A 19,282-nucleotide genomic window follows, 5' to 3' on the forward strand; every position below is an offset into this window, starting at 1 on the left:
AGGTTTTTTTATAACTAAAATAATCAGAATTTTATGTTAAAATTAATGTAAAAGGGGGATGTGTGATGGAAGAATTACGAATTGGAGATATAAAAGTGACGTGGTTAAAAGGTGGGAACACACATTTAGATGGCGGGGCAATGTTTGGCGTTGTGCCGAAAGTACTTTGGTCACGAAAATATAAACATAACGATACAAATCATATATATTTACGAACAGATCCGTTACTTTTGCAAACGAAAGATGGAAATATGCTTATTGATTCTGGAATAGGAAACGGTAAATTGAATGAGAAAATGAAGAGAAATCAAGGAGTAACGGAAGAGTCATCGGTTTATGAATCTTTAGAAAAACTGGGATTAAAGCCTGAAAATATTCACTACGTCTTAATGACGCACCTTCATTTTGATCATGCATCTGGTTTAACGAAATGGGAAGGGGATCACCTTGTACCGGCGTTTCCGAATGCGAAAGTTTATGTAAGTGAGACAGAATGGAATGAAATGAGGAACCCAAATATTAGATCACGTAATACATATTGGAAGGAAAATTGGGAGCCAATTGCAGATACAGTTGTTACGTTTAGGCAAGAAATAGACATTACGGATGAAATAAAAATGGCACATACAGGCGGTCATAGTGATGGGCATGCGGTTGTGATCCTTGAAAGTCAGGGGGAAACGATGCTTCATTTAGCGGACCTATTGCCGACGCATGCGCATCAAAATGTATTATGGGTAATGGCTTATGATGATTATCCGATGACATCGATTGAAAATAAGCAAAAGTGGATGAAATATGGTGCTGAAAACGATGCGTGGTTTTCATTTTATCATGACGCATATTATCGTGCAGTGAAGTGGAATGAGGAAGGACATATTGTAGAAAAAATTGAGAGAAAAACGAGTATAGAAGCTTAAAAAAGGAGGTTGTTCCATCATATTTATTGGAGCAGCCTCTTTTTTATTGTCGGGTTTTGTCAGTAAGTCGATATATTTAAACAAACGCTGATATAATTTGAATTGCGCCGATATAATTGGGAAATCGCTGATATAATTTTAATCACTATCCGCAATTTTTCAAAAAAAAGAGGTTCACCTAATGGGAAACCTCTTTTTATGCTGCTATTACCTCTAAAACAGTACCTGTTTTAGCATCAACTAAAAATTCAAATCGTTCTTGTATATCATCTAACATTGTTGTAAGACCGCCGCGATAAACTTCATACGCAACATCATATTTTTCAAATGTCTCTGGAACCATATGTACCCAAGAGCCAGTAATTTCACCTTTATGATTTAATGCTTGTTTCACCATTTTCAATGCTTTTTCTGAAGAAATATGGGATTGTTCTTGTACTTTGTTTGCAACGAAATAACCAGCTGCAAATCCAACGCCAAGACCTGCTACTAAACCTTTCCAGCTCATATATTCACCTCAATTCTATAAAATAAAAATAGTGTACCGATAATAATTATAAAGCAAATGCAGCTAAAAAAGAAGAAACTAGAAACATTTCGAAAATTTCGTTACAATAAAAAAGGTATTCTACTAAGGTTTGAAAGAAGGGGACTTCGTGAATAAAGAGACATTACAATTATTTCGTGCGTTAACAGAATTACAAGGTGCGTCAGGTTTTGAACATGATGTACGCCGTTTTATGAAGCAAGAATTAAGCAAATATGCTGATGAAATTGTGCAAGACGGTTTAGGTAGCGTATTTGGTCTGAAAAAAGGGGACGAAACTGGCCCACGTGTTCTTGTAGCAGGTCATATGGATGAAGTAGGTTTCATGGTTACGCAAATTACGAAAAACGGAATGCTTCGTTTTCAAACGTTAGGCGGCTGGTGGAGCCAAGTGCTATTAGCGCAGCGCGTACAAGTGATGACGAAGAAAGGTCCTGTTATAGGTGTTGTTGGTTCTATCCCTCCTCATTTATTAAGTGATGCGCAACGTGCAAAAACGATGGATATAAAAAATATGCTAATCGATATAGGTGCAGATAGTTATGAAGATGCGATTGAAATTGGTGTAAAACCAGGACAACAAATCGTGCCAATCTGCCCGTTCACACCGATGGCAAATGAGAAGAAAATTATGGCGAAAGCTTGGGACAACCGTTATGGATGTGGCCTGGCAATCGAGTTATTAAAAGAATTAAAAGATGAAACATTACCGAATACATTATACTCTGGTGCTACTGTACAAGAAGAAGTAGGTCTTCGCGGAGCACAAACAGCTGCTAATATGATTCAACCAGACATTTTCTATGCGCTTGATGCAAGTCCAGCAAACGATGCTTCTGGTGATAAAACGCAGTTCGGTCAATTAGGAAAAGGTGCTCTTCTTCGTATTTACGATCGTACGATGGTAACTCATCGAGGAATGCGCGAATTCATTTTAGATACAGCAGAAACAAATAATATTCCGTACCAATACTTTATTTCACAAGGTGGGACAGATGCGGGCCGTGTACATACAAGTAACTCAGGTATCCCATCAGCAGTAATTGGTGTTTGTGCTCGCTACATTCATACGCATGCTTCTATTTTACATGTTGATGATTATGCAGCAGCAAAAGAACTTATTACAAAGCTTGTAAGAACAACGGACAAAACGACGTTAGAAACAATTAAGAATAACGCGTAAAGAGGAAGGGCTGCAGAGCTCTTTCTTTTTTTAGGTAGGAGAGATGACCCAGCGATGTGTAGTAGCGGTCAGTGCTTAATTAGTGCTCGAATAATGCATGAAGACCGCGGAAGAATGTTTTTGTGTTCGGGACCAAAAATATTGTGGGAAGTCACCTTCTACTATAGGTAGAAGGGGTTCCTTGGTGGTGTGTGGTAGTGGTTGGCACTTCATTTGTGCTGAAGTGGATATTAGAACAGAATAATGAATTCTTATAGAGGTGAATGAAATGAAGGTAGTAGTTGGATCGAAGAATAAAACGAAGGTTGGGGCTGTGGAGAAGGTATGGAAAGATGCTGAAATTACATCTCTTTCTGTCCCATCGGGAGTATCGGCACAGCCATTTTCAGATGAAGAGACGATGCAAGGAGCAATTAATAGAGCGAAGCGAGCATTGCAAGAAGGAGAAGCTCAAATTGGTATTGGGTTAGAAGGCGGCGTGATGAAAACGGATCACGGTTTATTTATGTGTAACTGGGGCGCACTCGCAACGAGTGACGATAAGATATTCGTTGCCGGAGGAGCACGTATTAAGTTACCAGACGATTTTTTAACGCCTCTTGAAGATGGTAAAGAGTTAAGTGAAGTGATGGAAGAGTTTGTAGAGCGGAAAGATATTCGTAGTCACGAAGGTGCTATCGGTATTTTTACAGACGATTATGTCGATCGAACGGAATTATTTGTACACGTTGTTAAGTTACTCGTTGGACAATATAAGTATGATAAAAAGCAAGCATAAACCTTGCACCGTGTACGATGTATGGTAGTATAAAGAAAAGATTATAGTGTGAAAAAAGTGCACGCATTAGAGGAGGAAATATAGATGAAATCATTAGAAAGCATGGAACAATTCCAAGAATTAAAAAATGAAGAGAATGTAGTCTTCATGTTCTCAGCAGAATGGTGCCCAGATTGCCGTTTCGTTGATCCATTTATGCCAGAAGTAGAAGAGAAGTATAGTGATTTCTCATTTTACTATGTAGATCGTGATGAGTTTATTGATCTATGCGTAAAATTAGACGTATTTGGCATTCCGAGCTTTGTAGCGTACAATAAAGGTGAAGAAACTGGACGCTATGTAAACAAAGATCGTAAAACACAAGAGCAAATCGAAGAGTTTATTGAAGGTTTAAAATAAAACAATTAGCCAATTGAATTGTAAAAACAACCTCTACCTTCGCGGGGGAGGTTATTTTTTTGGAAGGGAGGAAAAAGAGATGAAAATGACAAGTAAAAAGATGAAAGACGAGTTAATGAAGAAATTATCTCGACCAGAATGGGATTTTCATTATGATAGCGAGAAAGAAGTTCTTCGTATTGAACAAATAAACTCGAAAAAAGGTATTAACGTATCACTTCCAGGAGTAGTAGCGAAATGGGAAGTGAACAAAGAAAAGGCGATTGAAGAGGTTGCTTATTATGTACAAGAAGCGTTAATTGCAATGCATAGAGAAGAAAATAGCACGGCGAAAATTTTACCTGTTATTCGCTCTACTTCTTTCCCAAAACAATCAGAAGAAGGAAATCCGTTTATTATGACGGATCATACGGCGGAAACACGTATTTATTACGCGCTAGATTCTAATAAAACGTATCGCCTAATTGATGAGCGCTTATTACAAAAATTAGAGCTTACAGAGCAGCAAGTGCGCGAAATGGCATTATTTAATGCTCGCTCATTAGGTTATGAATTTAAGCAGGACACAGTAGCGGATAATACATTCTACTTTTTAAACACAAATGATGGGTATGATGCGAGTCGTATTTTAAACGAAACGTTACTACAATCGATGCGTGAAAAGATCTCTGGTGACATGGTTGTTGCTGTTCCTCACCAAGACGTATTAATTATTGCTGATATCGTCAACGAAATCGGTTATGATATTATTGCACAAATGACAATGAAATTTTTTGCCGAAGGGCATGTTCCGATTACATCACTTTCATTCGTTTATGAAGATGGGGACTTTGAACCAATCTTTATTTTAGCGAAGAATCGGAAGAAGACAGATGGAAAAGAGAAAGGATGAACGAAGTGAACGTTTTTTATAACCTTGAAGGAATTGGTGACACTTTAATTGTTGCCTTACAAGATATTACTTTAGAGAACCGTACTTTTGATCGCAAAGGAGATGTTGCACGCGTATACGATCGTGAAAGCAATGTAACAGCAGGATTCAACATCTTTAATGCATCTTCTTACTTAGAAGTAAAAGAAACAGGTAACCTGACATTAACGAAAGAGCTTGTAGAAACAATCAACGAAATTTTAGCGAAGAACGGCTTTGAAGAAAAAGTAGAAGCGGATCTTTCTCCAAAATTTGTTGTAGGTTATGTAGCTGAAAAAGAAAAGCACCCAAATGCTGATAAATTAAACATTTGTACAGTAGAAATCGGTACAGAAACATTACAAATCGTATGTGGTGCACCAAACGTTGATGCAGGACAAAAAGTTGTCGTTGCAAAAATCGGCGCTGTTATGCCAAGTGGTATGTTAATTAAGCCAGCTGAGCTTCGCGGTGTTCCTTCTTCTGGAATGATCTGCTCTGCACGTGAATTAGAGCTTCCAGACGCTCCACAAGAAAAAGGTATTCTTGTATTAGAAGATAGCTTTGAAGTTGGACAAGAGTTTAAATTTTAATTGATATAAGAAAAGAGAGGTTGTCCTTTTGGACAGCCTCTCTTTTCTTTTTATCATTCTTTGTCGGTAAGTCGAAATTTCGTATTGAATCGTTGATATATTGAGAGTTGTGATAGATATATTTAAAAAATCGTTGATATATTGAGAGTTGTGATAGATATACTCAAAAAATCGTTAATATGATAAGGGTGTCACCTTTTTTAAAAAAATCTATATTGTATTTTATAAACAATCTAGTTAAAATTTAGAAAAATAGAAGGGGATAAACGTATGAAACAACAACCAAAAATCGCAGAACTTCTAAAACGAATTGAAACTTCACAACAGCAAGATGTTGAGCTAGGTACTTATGAAATATATGTATTTAGTGAAGATGAACTGGAAAAAGGACAGATCGGTTATCGATATGATAAACATAAAAATTCATTAAGAAGCAATGAAAGTGGAAAATGGCAAGAAAAATGGATTGTTATTGGATATGAAACAGATATGGGTGATCCAGTTTTCGTGAATGTGGATGATGACGCTTATCCAGTCTATACGGCAGAGCGTGGTACAGAAACGTGGCAGCCTGTTTATATTGGAAGTATGGATGAGGTTATAAAACAATTATAAGAAAAACTTTGAGTCCGGTGCAAAGTGATGGGAGAGAAGCATGAAGTATATAAAAATAATGGTCATGACTGCATTCATTGGAATATATATGGGAGGTTGTTCACAAGAACAGTCGAAAAAAGAAACATTATCTTCTACACAAGAAAATAGTAAAGATGATAAGAAAGAAGCACCGGTAGAAAAGCAGCAAGAAGAACAAGAAAAAAAAGAAGAATCGCAAACAATTCAAACGAATGAACAAGCAGAAACTAAGCGGGAGGAAGTATCGGCCGAGGAAAAGAAAGAGGAAAATACGCCGGTGAAGCCAACTGAGCAACTTATGCAAAATAATGAACAAAAAGTAGAGAGTAATGAAAAACAAGGAAAGTTTCTCGTCGTTATTGATCCAGGGCATCAACAAAAAGCAAATTTAAATTTAGAACCGATTGGACCAGGGGCAACGACTCAAAAATATAAAGTGACAGATGGTACAACGGGTGTTGTGACGAAAAAGAGAGAGGCTGTACTTGTATTAGAAATGTCTTTTTTATTAAAAGAAAAGCTTGAAGCAAAAGGGATACAAGTAGTAATGACGAGAACGTCACAAGATGTTGATATAAGCAATAAAGAACGTGCGACATTCGCAAACGATCATAAGGCAGATTTATTTTTACGCCTTCATGCAGATGGCTCTGAAAATCCAAATCAAAGTGGGTTTGCTGTATTGACGCCAGCAGAAGGAAGTCCCTATACGAAAGAGATTTATGCAGAAAGTCTTCAAATCTCGCAAAAGATAGTAAATAAAATGAGAGAAAACAATCAGGTGAAAGTAAATGGGATTAAATTTAGGGATGACCTTTCTGGATTTAATTGGGCGAAAGTTCCTGGCGTACTATTAGAGCTCGGGTTTATGTCCAATCAGGATGAAGATAAAAAATTATCTGACCCGCAGTATGTAAATTCTTTACTGCAAAGTGTAACAGATAGTGTAGATGAATATCGGAAGAGTAAAGCTTAAAAGCAGTCTTACATGGAAGGCTGCTTTTTTCTATATGAAAACAATCGTAAATTAGAATGTTATGGATAAATATGACATGCTTAATTTTACCTGCACTTTTTGCCGAATGCTGATACAATAAAGGATGTTACTATTTAGTAGAAAGAGTGGTAAGCATGTTAGATTGGATGAAAAAGCTGTTTAACAAAGAGGAAGAACAAACAGCGATGAATAAAGAAGCAATGAAACAAATTGAAAGTCAGCCGAAAATTCCTCGTGTAAACCACTACACTGAAGCAAGAGAAGCACAGATGGCAAGCAGAAATGCAGGTAAATGCCGTTTTCCATTAATACCAGATGATGGATTTGATGAGGATGACGTAAGAGAATTACCTCACTTTGAAGAACAACCTGTTCAAAGAGGTATATACGAAGAGCAGCCTACTCAAAGAGGAATAAAAGTGGAGAGAAGTAGACGGCAGTATGTGGAGAATGCAGTTTCTACATACGAAGAGCCGGAAGTGCAATATGAACCGGATCCAGAGCCAGTCGTAAAAAAAGTATCTGTATCGCCGCAAGAAAGTAGCCGTAGACCATTTCGTCCAACAGAAATGATTTCGCCGATTTATGGATATAATCGTCCTTCAGTAGAGAAAAAGGAAGAAAAGCAGGAGGAAGAAAAGGAAAGAGAAGATCTTGAAATATCTGTAGAGGGCAAATCAGTCGTTGATGCATGGTTAGAGAAAAAAGGGTATACATTATCTTATTTCTCAGAAGGAAAAGCACCGACTTCTTCTAGTCATCAAGACGTTGATCAGCAAGGTCAACAGAGTAAAAAGGAAGAAAAGTCAGTTGTTGATCAATGGCTCGAGAAAAACGGTTATGAAATTGAGCGCCAAGAGCCAGTAGTAGAAGAAAAAGAAGTAATTCAAGAAATAAATACACCGCAGGAAGTTTCAGCGGATGAATTACTTCATAAAACGGTAGCTGAGCGTATGGAAGATGCAGAGCAAGAAAAAGATGTAGTGGTGCTAAACGAAAACATTTTACAAGAGGAATTAGTAGATTCCAAAGTAGAGCACGAGGATACAATATTATCAGAAGAAATTAAACGTAATACAGAGATAGAACAACCTATTATGGAAGTAGAAAAGCAAAATCCAGAAGAATCAGTGATTGTCAAAGTAGAAGAAAAACTTGAAGAAACAATCATTGTGGAAATACCAGAAGAGTTTGGAGAAGTTGCAGAAGTAATGGCGGAAGCAGAAGAAACTGAAGAAGCAGAAGTAGTGGTGGAAGCAGAAAAAACTGAAGAAGCAGAAGTAGTGGTGGAAGCAGAAGAAACTGAAGAAGCAGAAGTAGTGGTGGAAGCAGAAGAAACTGAAGAAGCAGAAGTAATTGCAGAAACAGAGGGGTCTGAAGTAGAAGCAATTGTAGAACTTGAGGAAACGCAGCAAGAAATGGTATTAGATGAAGCAATTGAACAAAAAAATGAATTCATACATGTTGCTGAGGCTGATGAACAAACGAAGGAAGATGTCCAAAGTTTTGCGAATGTTTTAATTGCAGAAACAGAGGAAAGTAAACTAGTTGTAGAAGAAGCGCCAGTCGCTGAAGAACAACCAGTTGTAGAAGAAGCGCTAGTCGCTGAAGGACAACCAGTTGCAGAAGAAGCGCTAGTCGCTGAAGAACAACCAGTTGTAGAAGAAGCGCCAGTCGCTGAAGAACAACCAGTTGTAGAAGAAGGGCCAGTCGTGGAAGAACAACCAGTTGCGGAAGAAGCGCCAGTTACTAAAGAACAACCAATTGTGCAAAAAGAAGAGCCAAAACGTGAGAAAAAGCGTCATGTACCATTTAATGTTGTTATGTTGAAACAAGACAGAAAGAGATTAATGGAAAGACATTCGGCTAGAGCAAATGCAATGCAATCTTCTATGAGTGAGCGAGTAGAGAATAGGCCTGTACAACAAGTAGAAGAAACACCAGTGCAACAAGTGGTAGTGGAACCACAGGTGGAAGAGAAACCAATGCAGCAAGTGGTGGTAGAATCACGAGTGGAAGAAATACCAGTGCAACAAGTGGTAGTGGAACCACAAGTGGAAGAGAAACCAATGCAGCAAGTGGTGGTAGAATCACGAGTGGAAGAAACACCAGTGCAACAAGTGGTAGTAGAACCACAAGTGGAAGAGAAACCAATACAGCAAGTGGTAGTAGAACCACAAGTGGAAGAAAAGCCAATGCAGCAAGTGGTAGTAGAGCCACAAGTGGAAGAAAAGCCAATGCAGCAAGTGGTAGTAGAACCACAAGTGGAAGAACAACCAGCGCAACAAATGGTAGTAGAATCACGAATGGAAGAACAACCAGTGCAACAAATGGTAGTAGAATCACGAGTGGAAGAAAGACCAGTACAACAAATGGTTGCAGGGCAAGTACAAAAGCCAAGTTCAAGTACAGAACCACAAGAGAAAGCATATGTTGTAAATCAAAGAGAGAACGATATGCGAAATGTATTACAAACACCACCAACATATACCGTTCCGCCATTAGCATTATTGTCAATCCCGCAACAGTCAGCGTTAGATAATACGGAATGGTTGGAAGAGCAAAAAGAATTGTTAGATACAACGTTTAATAATTTCCATGTTGGAGCACATGTTATTAATGTATCGCAAGGGCCGGCAGTAACTCGTTTTGAAGTACAGCCAGATCCAGGTGTGAAAGTAAATAAAATTACAAACTTAAGTGATGATATTAAGCTGAGTTTAGCTGCGAAAGATATTCGTATTGAAGCACCAATTCCAGGGAAGAGTGCGATTGGAATTGAAGTTCCAAATAAAGAAAGTAAGCCAGTATTTCTTCGTGAAATTTTAAGAAGTCCTGTGTTTACAAAGAGTGAATCACCACTTACTGTTGCGCTTGGACTTGATATTTCTGGTGATCCAATTGTAACGGATATTCGAAAAATGCCACACGGACTTATTGCGGGTGCAACGGGTTCTGGTAAAAGTGTGTGTATTAACGCAATTTTAACGAGTATTTTATATAAAGCGAAGCCACATGAAGTGAAGTTAATACTAATTGATCCGAAGATGGTTGAGCTTGCACCATATAATTCTGTTCCGCATCTTGTAGCACCTGTTATTACGGATGTAAAAGCAGCTACAGCTGCATTAAAGTGGGCAGTTGAAGAGATGGAACGCCGTTATGAATTGTTCGCGCATGCTGGTGCTCGTGATTTAACGCGTTATAATACGATTGTAAGCGAGCGAGAAATTCCGGGTGAGACATTACCTTACATTGTTATCGTCATTGACGAGTTAGCTGATTTAATGATGGTGGCACCTGGTGATGTTGAGGAAGCGATTTGTCGTATTGCCCAAAAAGCTCGTGCTTGTGGTATTCACTTATTAGTTGCGACGCAGCGTCCATCGGTAGATGTTATTACAGGTTTAATTAAATCAAATATTCCAACGCGTATAGCGTTTACTGTATCATCTCAAGTTGATTCGCGTACGATTATCGATATTGGTGGCGCGGAAAAATTACTTGGCCGTGGTGATATGTTATTCTTAGGGAACGGTACATCTAAGCCAGTTCGTGTACAAGGTGTATATGTATCGGATGATGAGATTGAAAAAACAGTTGATCATGTGAAAAAGCAAATGAAGCCGAATTACTTATTTAAGCAAGAGGATTTATTAGCAAAATCAGAACAGAGTGAGTCGGAAGATGAACTATTTTTAGATGCATGTCAATTTGTTGTAGAACAAGGGGGAGCGTCCACATCTTCTGTACAGCGAAAATTCCGCATCGGTTATAATCGCGCGGCACGTCTCATTGAAGAGATGGAATCGCAAGGGATTATTTCTGAAGGAAGAGGAACGAAACCGAGAGATGTCCTTATTTCTGAGGATGAATTCGCTGCTATGCAGGAAACAAATATATAGTAAACGGTTTTGCTGTATACTAAGAGAAAATGTTGGATAGTAAAGTAGGGAGTAAAGCGACATGAAAGAAATTGAATTAAAATTAAAAGGTGAAATAAATAGACTAACAAATAGAACATTTAAATTTGACGAACGTGTTGGAGAAGGTTGGTTCTCTGCCGTTTACTTTTTAAAGACTAGAGAAATCATTGAAGAATTTCGCCCGAAAAGTGTTGTAACGATGCAATTTTTCCAAAAGGAAAATGCAGTTCTTTGCGGAACAGATGAAGTAATTGCATTGCTGCAAACATTCGCTAAAAATCCTGAGGAACTTGAAATTAACTCTTTAAAAGATGGCGATAATATTAGTCCATTTGAAACAGTGTTAACAATTCATGGTCCTTATGAAAATTTCGGATTTTTAGAAGGTGTCATTGATGGGATTTTAGCTCGTCGTACATCGGTTGCGACAAACGTATATAACGTTGTCCAAGCTGCACGTAGTGTAGATAAAGAAAAACCAGTTATTTTCATGGGAGACCGTGACGATCATTATACACAACAAGCTGGTGACGGTTATGCAGCATACATCGGAGGTATGAGTGCACAAGCGACGCATGCGATGAATGAATGGTGGGGCAGAAGTGGTATGGGGACGATGCCTCACGCATTAATTCAAATGTTTAATGGTGATGTTGTGGAAGCCGCAAAAGCATATCATAAGAAATTCCCAGAAGATGAATTAGTTGTATTAATTGATTACAATAATGATGTCATTACAGATGCACTTCGCGTAGCGCGTGAATTTGGATCAACATTAAAAGGTGTGCGTGTCGATACGTCTCGTACAATGATTGATCAATACTTCATTCGTCACCCAGAAGTACTTGGAACATTCGATCCACGTGGTGTAAATCCATCGCTTGTATTTGCACTTCGTAAAGCACTTGATGAGGAAGGATTCCAGCATGTAGACATCGTTGTAACTGGTGGATTTGATGAGAAGCGTATTCGTGAATTTGAAGCTCAAAACGTGCCTGTGGATATATACGGGGTAGGAAGTAGCTTATTAAAAATGAATATTGGCTTTACTGGTGATAACGTAGAATTAAATGGAAAACCAGAAGCGAAAGCTGGCCGTAAATATCGTCCAAACCCACGTCTAGAGCGTGTTCAATTAGAAACAAGAGAAGATATGTAAAAGAGAGAAAAACTGATAGGTGATTGACCCTATCAGTTTTTCTGTTATCATAGTATAGCGGCTTCTTTTTTGCTATAATGGACTTGATATGGGCATACAAAGAAGTACGTACGAGTTTATCCTGATAAGTGAAGAGAAAGAATAACTTCACTACATCAAAATGTATGATGATTACCAAAATAAGAAAAGATTCATATACTGTCTTATAGATAGGCCGTTGTATTAGTTCGAAATGTTGGAGGTTCTTTAAGATGACAGTTTACCATTTTGTAGGAATTAAAGGAACAGGAATGAGTTCATTAGCACAAATTCTTCATGACATGAAGCATACTGTTCAAGGGTCTGATTATGAAAAGCGTTTCTTTACACAAACAGCGTTGGAAAAGCGTAATATCTCAATCCTTCCTTTTGATAAAAATAATGTTAAAGAAGGACAAGTGATTATTGCAGGAAATGCATTCCCTGATACGCATGAAGAAATCGTAGCAGCGAAAGAATTAAACATCCCAGTACATCGTTACCACCACTTTTTAGGTGACCTTATGAACCAATACACAAGTGTTGCTGTAACTGGTGCACATGGAAAAACATCAACAACAGGTTTGTTAGCCCATGTAATGCAAGGTGCACACCCGACATCTTACCTTATTGGAGATGGAACTGGGCATGGGGTAGAAAATAGTAAGTATTTTGTATTTGAAGCTTGTGAGTATCGTCGTCATTTCTTGTCTTACAATCCAGACTATGCAATTATGACAAATATTGATTTTGATCATCCAGATTATTTTGCAGACATCAATGATGTATTTGGTGCATTCCAAGAGATGGCATTGCAAGTGAAAAAGGGTATTATTGCATGTGGTGATGATGAAGAACTTCAAAAAATTCAAGCGAAAGTACCTGTTATTTTCTATGGATTTGGAGAAGATAATGATTTCCAAGCACGTAACATTCAAAAGAGAACAGATGGTACAATATTCGATGTATTCGTTCGTAATACGTACTATGACACGTTCAAAATTACAGGATACGGCAACCACAGCGTATTAAATGCATTAGCAGTAATCGCGATTTGCCATTACGAAAATGTTGATGTAGAAGCAGTTAAACATCAATTAACAACTTTTGAAGGCGTAAAACGTCGCTTTAATGAAAAGCCGATGGGAGAGCAAGTTATCATCGATGACTACGCACACCATCCGACAGAAATTAACGCAACGATTGAAGCTGCTCGTCAAAAACACCCAGAGCGTGAAGTTGTCGCTGTATTCCAGCCACATACATTCTCACGTACAGAAAAGTTCTTAGATGAGTTCGCAGAAAGCCTAAGCAAAGCTGACCAAGTATACTTATGTGATATTTTCGGATCAGCACGTGAAAACAAAGGTGACTTAACAATCGAAGATCTGCAAAAGCGTATTGACGGTGCAGAACTAATTACAGATACAACAACGGATGTATTAAAGAAACATAAAAACGGCGTTCTAATTTTCATGGGCGCAGGAGACATCCAAAAATTCGAAGCAGCTTACGTAAAAGAAGTTCAAGTTGCAGAGAAGTAATAGAAAAGACGCATAGCTTGGCTGTGCGTCTTTTTTGTTGTGTTCATATTTTATCCTGCTATTTGTGGGCAGTAAAACCCCCACTGATTAAAGTTTCATTTTATTTGCGTATTGACCTAGAGTTAACTCTAGGTTGTAAGATAAATATGTAAAAACAAGGGGGAGAGAGCATGTATAAAATCGGTGAAGTAGCAGAGTTAACAGGGATGGGGATTCATACTTTGCGCTATTATGAGAAGTTAGGTTTATTACCACCACCAACGCGAAATAGCGGCATTCGTCAGCAGACAGAAGGTGATGCGCGTCTATTAAAATTCTTATATTCATTAAAGCAAACTGGAATGTCATTAGAAGAAATCGCTCAAATTGGTGCAGCGAGAACATCTTTATTTTTTAATTTAGTGCCTGTTGTTACAATGCTTATTTCTTTTATAGAAGGAGTAAATATAACACCCGCACAATGTATAGGGATGATATTAGTTGTTACGGGAGTATTGTATTCTTCCGGTTTTATACAAATAAAATCAAAAGAAAGTGTGAATATTTAACATTATTTATTTTGATATGTTAGAATAATAAGAAAAATAAAAAGGGGTTAAAAAACATGTTCACACTCAGAGTAGATGATGAAATTGAACTACAACTATTAGAAAAACATCATAAAGAGGAATTATATGAATTATTAGATCAAAATCGTAACCATTTAAGAAGGTGGCTCCCTTGGGTAGATGGGACGAAATCCGCTGATGCTTATGATGAGATCTTTCCAATGTGGTTAAAGAAATTTGCAGAGGGAGACGGTTTTGAAAGTGGTATACGCTACAAAGGGAAGCTCGTTGGAATGGTAGGCATTCATCCGGTAAGCTGGGGGAAGAAAGCGACGAGTCTTGGATATTATCTTACAGAAGATGCTGGTGGGAAAGGCATTATGACGCGTAGCGTAAAGGCTGTACTTCATTATGCATTTGAAAATTTAAAGCTGAATAAAGTTGAAATCAGGTGCGGTGTTGAAAATGTGAAAAGCCGCGCGATTCCAGAACGTTTAGGGTTTACATTAGATGGTATTTTAAGAGATGATGAATGGATATATGATCATTTTCATGATATTGCTGTTTATAGTTTACTAGCTTCAGAATGGAAGGAAATTCGATGAACGAGCAGATTTGTATTATTCCTTATGAATATAAGTTTCAAGATGAGGTAGTAGATCTCATTGTTCATATTCAGCAAAAAGAGTACAATGTCCCAATTACGAAAGAAGAGCAGCCAGACTTACTTGAAATAGAAACGTTCTATCAAAGGGATTATGGAAACTTTTGGATTGCGACTTATGGTGGGAAAGTAGTTGGAACAGTAGCTTTGTTAGATATTGAGAATCAGCAAGTAGCGCTAAGAAAAATGTTCGTAAAAAAAGAATTTCGCGGAAAAGAATGGGGTGCATCACATAAGTTGCTCCAAACAGCAATTTCGTGGGCTGAGAATAAAAAGCTGAAAGATATTTACTTAGGAACGACAGTGAAATTTTTAGCAGCGCATCGTTTTTATGAAAAGAATAATTTCAAAAGTGTGAGTATAGACGAGTTGCCAAAAAGTTTTCCAGTGTTGCAGGTGGATAAGAAATTTTATAGATATATTGTTTAAAAAGGTCGTGTAAAAATGGCCTTTTTTTATGAACTAAAATGGTATAATTTAGGTTAGGGGGGTGCGTGTATGAACATTCCGATTCAAAGAAGTAAGTCAGTAGTAATTTTCGTTAGTCTCACGTTAGCTTTTATGTTTGTATATCCAATTGTCATGATTGTCGCAAATAAAGCGCAGTGGATGTCAGCATTAATTGGGATGGGTTTATGCTTTATTGTAAATGTACCACTCGTTTGGGAAGTGTTTATTAAAAAACATAAAGTAGAAAATGGCGTGCTAAAGTACGGTATTTTAAATGATGATATCGTATTGAAAGAGATAAGAATAATTCGTCAAGTTGGGAAGTCCCTTGAAATTACGACGAATGCATACAAAGTACATATGATTGCGATGCCGCAAGATATGACGCAGTTTGTATCACTTGTAGAAAAAGAAAATCCAAATGTGAAAATAGAAATGGTAGGGAAGAAATGAAATATGTAAAACCTTTGTTTTGCTTGGAAATTTTGTTCGTGATTGTTGGCTGCACTAGAGTATATATGAAATGGGATCTGCCTTTATATGTTCCGATATTGATTGGTACTATTGCAGTGGCGCTTTTGTATTATTTTCACTTCCAGCAAACAAAAAGCGAGAAAAGTAGCTCAATATAGATTGAAGATAAAAAAACGCTCGGAAAAAATCCCGAGCGTTTTTATTATTATTTTAAGTTCTCAGGATTTAAAGCTTCTAGTTCAGGTACAACGAAGCGTCCGTCTTTACGGATGAGTACGTCGTCGAAGTAAATTTCGCCGCCGCCGTATTCAGGGCGCTGGATGCATACTAAATCCCAGTGGATGTTAGAGTTGTTGCCGTTCCATGCATCGTCGTAAGCTTGTCCAGGAGTGAAATGGAAGCTGCCATCGATTTTTTCATCGAATAGGATGTCTCCCATTGGATGTAAGATGTATGGGTTTACGCCAATTGCGAATTCACCAACGTAGCGTGCACCTTCGTCTGTATCAAAGATTTTGTTAATGCGCTCTGAATCGTTTGCAGTTGCTTCAACGATTTGGCCGTTCTCAAACTTAAGTTGTACATTTTCAAATGTATAACCGTTGTAAGGAGATGGTGTGTTGTAAGAAACTGTACCGTTAACAGAATCACGAACTGGTGCAGAGTATACTTCACCGTCTGGAATGTTTAAATGACCTGAGCATTTAATAGCTGGAATGTCTTTAATAGAGAATGTTAAGTCAGTTCCAGGACTAGTTAAGCGAACTTTATCTGTTTTATTCATTAATGTAACAAGGCTATCCATCGCCTTATCCATTTTACCGTAGTCTAAGTTACATACTTCGAAGTAGAAGTCTTCGAAAGCTTCTGTGCTCATTTTAGCAAGCTGTGCCATAGAAGCATTTGGGTAGCGAAGAACAACCCAGCGTGTTTTCGGAACACGGATGTCTCTATGAACTTTTTTACCAACTGTTTGACCGTGAACTTTCATGCGCTCACTTGGAACGTCAGCTTGTTCGTTAATGTTGTCGCCAGAGCGAAGCCCGATATAAGCGTCCATATCTTTCATTACGCTCGCTTCATATGCAGCGATTTGTTCGAAATGTTCTTCAGTAGCACCCATTAATAAAGAGCGATCTACTTGATGATCTTTTAAAGAAACGAATGGGAAACCACCAGCTGCATATGCTTCTTTTACAAGTGCAGTTACAAGTTCCTTTTGTAAGCCAAAGTTTTCAATTAATACTTTCTCGCCTTTTTGTAAGCGAATAGAGTAGTTAATTAAATTGTATGCTAACTTTTCAATGCGTGGATCTTTCATATGTAAAGCCTCCCTACTAATTATGTATCCTTTCTTATTGTAACCTACTTAGTGGAATTTGTTGAATCATTTATGTTAAAGTTAACGAATAAGTATGAAAATTCTAATGAAAAGATAGGGATTAGAATGAAACGGAAAATGATTGTATAATAGGATAAAGTATGAAAAAAGATAAAGGAAGTGATGAAATGCAAGTTCTTTTATATGTAAGTGCGGCTATTATCGCGGTTGCTTTTGCCGTATTAGTAGTGTATGTATGTAGAACGTTGTTATCGGTTCAGAAGACGTTAGAAAACGTTGCGAGCACGTTAGAAGGTTTAGAAAAGCAAATGCAAGGAATTAGTGTAGAGACGGAGCAATTATTACATAAAACAAATGCGTTAGCTGATGATATTCAACAGAAGTCGCAATCATTAAATAAAGTGGTAGCAGGTGTAGATGGAATTGGAACAACAATCCATTCTTTAAATACGAAACTTCGTAATGTATCAGAGTCTGTTACGGACGAAATTGAAAATAATGCAGATAAAGTAGCGCAAGTTGTACAGTGGAGTAGTGCGGCGATTGAAGTATACAATCATTACCGTGCATCGAGACAAGAGAAGAAGGTTGAAAAAGAAGAGCGTAAATTAGAAAAAATTGAGAAAAAAGCTGAAAAGAACGAGAAGCGCTCTAGATTTCGTATGAGAGGTGAATCTTGATGAATATGACAAAACTTGAAACAATTGAAGAGCTTGAAGTCTTAGTAGAAAAGAACGAGCCTTATGTTCTTTTTAAACATAGTACGACATGCCCGATTAGTCATGGTGCATACACAGAGTTTCAAGCGTACTGCAATGAAGAAAGAGAAGTACCAGCGTATTACTTATACGTGCAAGATGCGAGAGATGTTTCGAATCGTGTTGCAGAACAGTACAGTATTAAGCACGAATCACCACAAGTGTTATACATAAAAGATGGGCTAGTAGTATGGAATACTTCTCATTGGAATATTAAAAAAGATGCTTTAGAAGAGAATATAAAGTAAAAAGAAGCAAGCTAAAGGTGCTTGCTTCTTTTTTTTGTTTTTGTTGAAATATATTTAATGGTACACTATGAATAGTTCAAACTAAATAATTAGATTGTTGAAAGTGGGTTTTAAGTAATGAAGAAAATGGCATTATCCTTCGCAGTCGTAAGCTTATTACTGGGAGCTTGTAGTAATAATACGATTAGCAAGAAGGATGAAGTTATACAAAAAGATACAAAAGAAAAAAGTATGATTCCGAGAACTGCTGTTTCTAAAGATTATTATAGAACTGTTATTCCTTTAAAAGAACAAAAGGTTATTAATACAGCTAATATAAAAACAAATTCTAAATTAGATTTAGCAGAGTATGAAAATGGTTTAATGAATATTGCAATGCAACAATTTGATACAGAAAATCACGTATTACAATTAAATCAGTATATTCCAGAGAAGTTAATTGATGAACTAGTCGCGAAAGTAGAAGCACCAGTTTTAACGAATATTATAGAACAAGACTATTTCGGGAAACAGAATTCAAATGAATTAAGTTTATCTGGTGTCATGATTGGTTTATCTATGTCTACAAGTGTATCAAATGAAGAAGCCATTTCTAAAGGTACTGAAGTTGCTAAACAACTTATAGAAGCTATTAATAAAAATGATAAATATAACAAATCTCCAATTACGTTTGCTATTTTCAAACAAGAAAGTACAAGTTCTTTAAAAAATGGTACGTATATTGCTAGTGCTACTGTTCAAAAGAATGATACGAACCTTGGAAGTTGGAATACAATCGATGAAAAAGCGTATTCATATCCTTCTGATGAATTTACACAAGCACATGGAGAAGATAATACAAAAATAAGTGAATTTGGTAAGGCAATAAAAGAGTTTTCTCCTGGAGATTTTATCCCAGTTAATGCTAAAGTTACTTATAAGAAAAATCAAATGGATACATTAAATATGAATATTGTTATTAAATATAATGGTAAAACAGAATTAATGGCTCTTACTCAAATGGCTGCTCAAGGTATGTTAGAGAAATTGCCTAAAGATGCGAAAGTACAATTACAAATAAAGTCCGAGAGTAAAATCGAGGCAGTTATTGTAAAAGAGAAAAACAGCGATAAACCGTTTGTTTCCTTCTTGTAAAAAAAGACAGTTTTAAACTGTCTTTTTTTATTGTGAGTGAAAATGTTCGATGTT

At 37.2% G+C, this 19,282-nt stretch carries 20 protein-coding genes and 2 pseudogenes; 20 read left to right on the top strand and 2 right to left on the bottom strand.

The annotated features are described in order from the left end of the window. The first annotated feature begins 65 nt into the window (after positions 1-65). Complete coding sequence (locus tag JDS95_RS09655; protein WP_000391956.1) at positions 66-920, top strand: YtnP family quorum-quenching lactonase; 855 nt, start codon at positions 66-68, stop codon at positions 918-920. Positions 921-1,116: 196 nt separating this feature from the next. Here the strand turns inward: JDS95_RS09655 and JDS95_RS09660 are convergent, their stop codons facing one another. Beyond that, positions 1,117-1,428 (bottom strand): PepSY domain-containing protein, encoded by a 312-nt coding sequence (locus tag JDS95_RS09660; RefSeq protein WP_000118536.1) that lies wholly within the window; start codon positions 1,426-1,428, stop codon positions 1,117-1,119. A 148-nt stretch (positions 1,429-1,576) separates the two neighbouring features. Here JDS95_RS09660 and JDS95_RS09665 point away from each other — a divergent pair, with 148 nt between their 5' ends. The 16 genes and pseudogenes from JDS95_RS09665 to JDS95_RS09740 all read left to right on the top strand — a co-directional run bounded on the left by JDS95_RS09665 (position 1,577) and on the right by JDS95_RS09740 (position 15,904). After that, positions 1,577-2,650 (top strand): M42 family metallopeptidase, encoded by a 1,074-nt coding sequence (locus JDS95_RS09665; RefSeq protein ID WP_001031501.1) that lies wholly within the window; start codon positions 1,577-1,579, stop codon positions 2,648-2,650. Positions 2,651-2,918: 268 nt separating this feature from the next. After that, positions 2,919-3,428, top strand: coding sequence for a DUF84 family protein (locus JDS95_RS09670; RefSeq protein ID WP_000869945.1), 510 nt, complete (start codon positions 2,919-2,921; stop codon positions 3,426-3,428). An 84-nt stretch (positions 3,429-3,512) separates the two neighbouring features. After that, positions 3,513-3,827 carry a thioredoxin family protein gene (locus tag JDS95_RS09675; RefSeq protein ID WP_000838192.1) on the top strand — a complete coding sequence of 105 codons (315 nt, stop codon included), beginning with the start codon at positions 3,513-3,515 and terminating at the stop codon, positions 3,825-3,827. Between the two features lie 79 nt (positions 3,828-3,906). Next, positions 3,907-4,719: a DUF1444 domain-containing protein gene (locus JDS95_RS09680; RefSeq protein WP_000784590.1), complete on the top strand. Its 813-nt coding sequence runs from the start codon at positions 3,907-3,909 to the stop codon at positions 4,717-4,719. After that, a complete protein-coding gene (gene ytpR / locus JDS95_RS09685; protein ID WP_001006772.1) occupies positions 4,716-5,330 on the top strand; it encodes a YtpR family tRNA-binding protein in 615 nt (204 codons plus the stop codon). The genes JDS95_RS09680 and ytpR overlap by 4 nt, the downstream gene beginning before the upstream one ends. A gap of 270 nt (positions 5,331-5,600) precedes the next feature. Beyond that, positions 5,601-5,945, top strand: coding sequence for a hypothetical protein (locus JDS95_RS09690; protein WP_000813354.1), 345 nt, complete (start codon positions 5,601-5,603; stop codon positions 5,943-5,945). 40 nt (positions 5,946-5,985) lie between these two features. Further along, positions 5,986-6,942, top strand: a complete 957-nt coding sequence (locus tag JDS95_RS09695; protein ID WP_000874073.1) for an N-acetylmuramoyl-L-alanine amidase — start codon at positions 5,986-5,988, stop codon at positions 6,940-6,942. A 155-nt stretch (positions 6,943-7,097) separates the two neighbouring features. Continuing rightward, positions 7,098-10,868, top strand: coding sequence for a DNA translocase FtsK (locus tag JDS95_RS09700; RefSeq protein WP_144467198.1), 3,771 nt, complete (start codon positions 7,098-7,100; stop codon positions 10,866-10,868). A 61-nt stretch (positions 10,869-10,929) separates the two neighbouring features. After that, positions 10,930-12,048, top strand: a complete 1,119-nt coding sequence (locus tag JDS95_RS09705; RefSeq protein WP_000658381.1) for a nicotinate phosphoribosyltransferase — start codon at positions 10,930-10,932, stop codon at positions 12,046-12,048. Positions 12,049-12,299: 251 nt separating this feature from the next. Further along, positions 12,300-13,610 carry a UDP-N-acetylmuramate--L-alanine ligase gene (gene murC, locus JDS95_RS09710; protein WP_000219458.1) on the top strand — a complete coding sequence of 437 codons (1,311 nt, stop codon included), beginning with the start codon at positions 12,300-12,302 and terminating at the stop codon, positions 13,608-13,610. A gap of 170 nt (positions 13,611-13,780) precedes the next feature. Continuing rightward, a pseudogene (locus JDS95_RS31825) lies at positions 13,781-13,984 on the top strand (MerR family transcriptional regulator); the annotation flags it as partial. Further along, positions 13,967-14,158: pseudogene (locus JDS95_RS31830) on the top strand (EamA/RhaT family transporter); the annotation flags it as partial. The pseudogenes JDS95_RS31825 and JDS95_RS31830, both read left to right, overlap by 18 nt. 56 nt (positions 14,159-14,214) lie before the next feature. Then, on the top strand, positions 14,215-14,763 hold the full coding sequence (locus JDS95_RS09725) for a GNAT family N-acetyltransferase (protein ID WP_000494650.1): 549 nt from the start codon (positions 14,215-14,217) through the stop codon (positions 14,761-14,763). Beyond that, positions 14,760-15,251 (top strand): GNAT family N-acetyltransferase, encoded by a 492-nt coding sequence (locus tag JDS95_RS09730; protein ID WP_001005258.1) that lies wholly within the window; start codon positions 14,760-14,762, stop codon positions 15,249-15,251. The genes JDS95_RS09725 and JDS95_RS09730 overlap by 4 nt, the downstream gene beginning before the upstream one ends. 69 nt (positions 15,252-15,320) lie before the next feature. Then, positions 15,321-15,725 carry a PH domain-containing protein gene (locus JDS95_RS09735; RefSeq protein ID WP_085450537.1) on the top strand — a complete coding sequence of 135 codons (405 nt, stop codon included), beginning with the start codon at positions 15,321-15,323 and terminating at the stop codon, positions 15,723-15,725. Further along, positions 15,722-15,904 carry a hypothetical protein gene (locus JDS95_RS09740; RefSeq protein ID WP_081339638.1) on the top strand — a complete coding sequence of 61 codons (183 nt, stop codon included), beginning with the start codon at positions 15,722-15,724 and terminating at the stop codon, positions 15,902-15,904. Before JDS95_RS09735 ends, JDS95_RS09740 begins: the two co-directional genes overlap by 4 nt. Before the next feature lie 47 nt (positions 15,905-15,951). Here the strand turns inward: JDS95_RS09740 and JDS95_RS09745 are convergent, their stop codons facing one another. Continuing rightward, entirely contained in the window at positions 15,952-17,067 is a 1,116-nt protein-coding gene (locus tag JDS95_RS09745; protein ID WP_199690438.1) for an aminopeptidase, read from the bottom strand. A gap of 188 nt (positions 17,068-17,255) precedes the next feature. On the opposite strand from JDS95_RS09745, the gene JDS95_RS09750 reads away from it, so the two are divergent. The 3 genes from JDS95_RS09750 (at position 17,256) to JDS95_RS09760 (ending at position 19,228) form a co-directional block, all read left to right on the top strand. After that, positions 17,256-17,768, top strand: coding sequence for a DUF948 domain-containing protein (locus JDS95_RS09750; RefSeq protein ID WP_033657337.1), 513 nt, complete (start codon positions 17,256-17,258; stop codon positions 17,766-17,768). Further along, positions 17,768-18,094, top strand: a complete 327-nt coding sequence (gene ytxJ / locus JDS95_RS09755; protein WP_001057464.1) for a bacillithiol system redox-active protein YtxJ — start codon at positions 17,768-17,770, stop codon at positions 18,092-18,094. Before JDS95_RS09750 ends, ytxJ begins: the two co-directional genes overlap by 1 nt. A 117-nt stretch (positions 18,095-18,211) precedes the next feature. Beyond that, the gene (locus JDS95_RS09760; protein WP_000738035.1) at positions 18,212-19,228 is read left to right on the top strand and encodes a CamS family sex pheromone protein; all 1,017 of its coding nucleotides are present in this window, start codon (positions 18,212-18,214) and stop codon (positions 19,226-19,228) included. Positions 19,229-19,282: the final 54 nt, after the last annotated feature.

Origin of the sequence: Bacillus cereus group sp. N24 (genome assembly GCF_016483345.1) — a bacterium.
Lineage (GTDB): Bacteria > Bacillota > Bacilli > Bacillales > Bacillaceae_G > Bacillus_A > Bacillus_A toyonensis.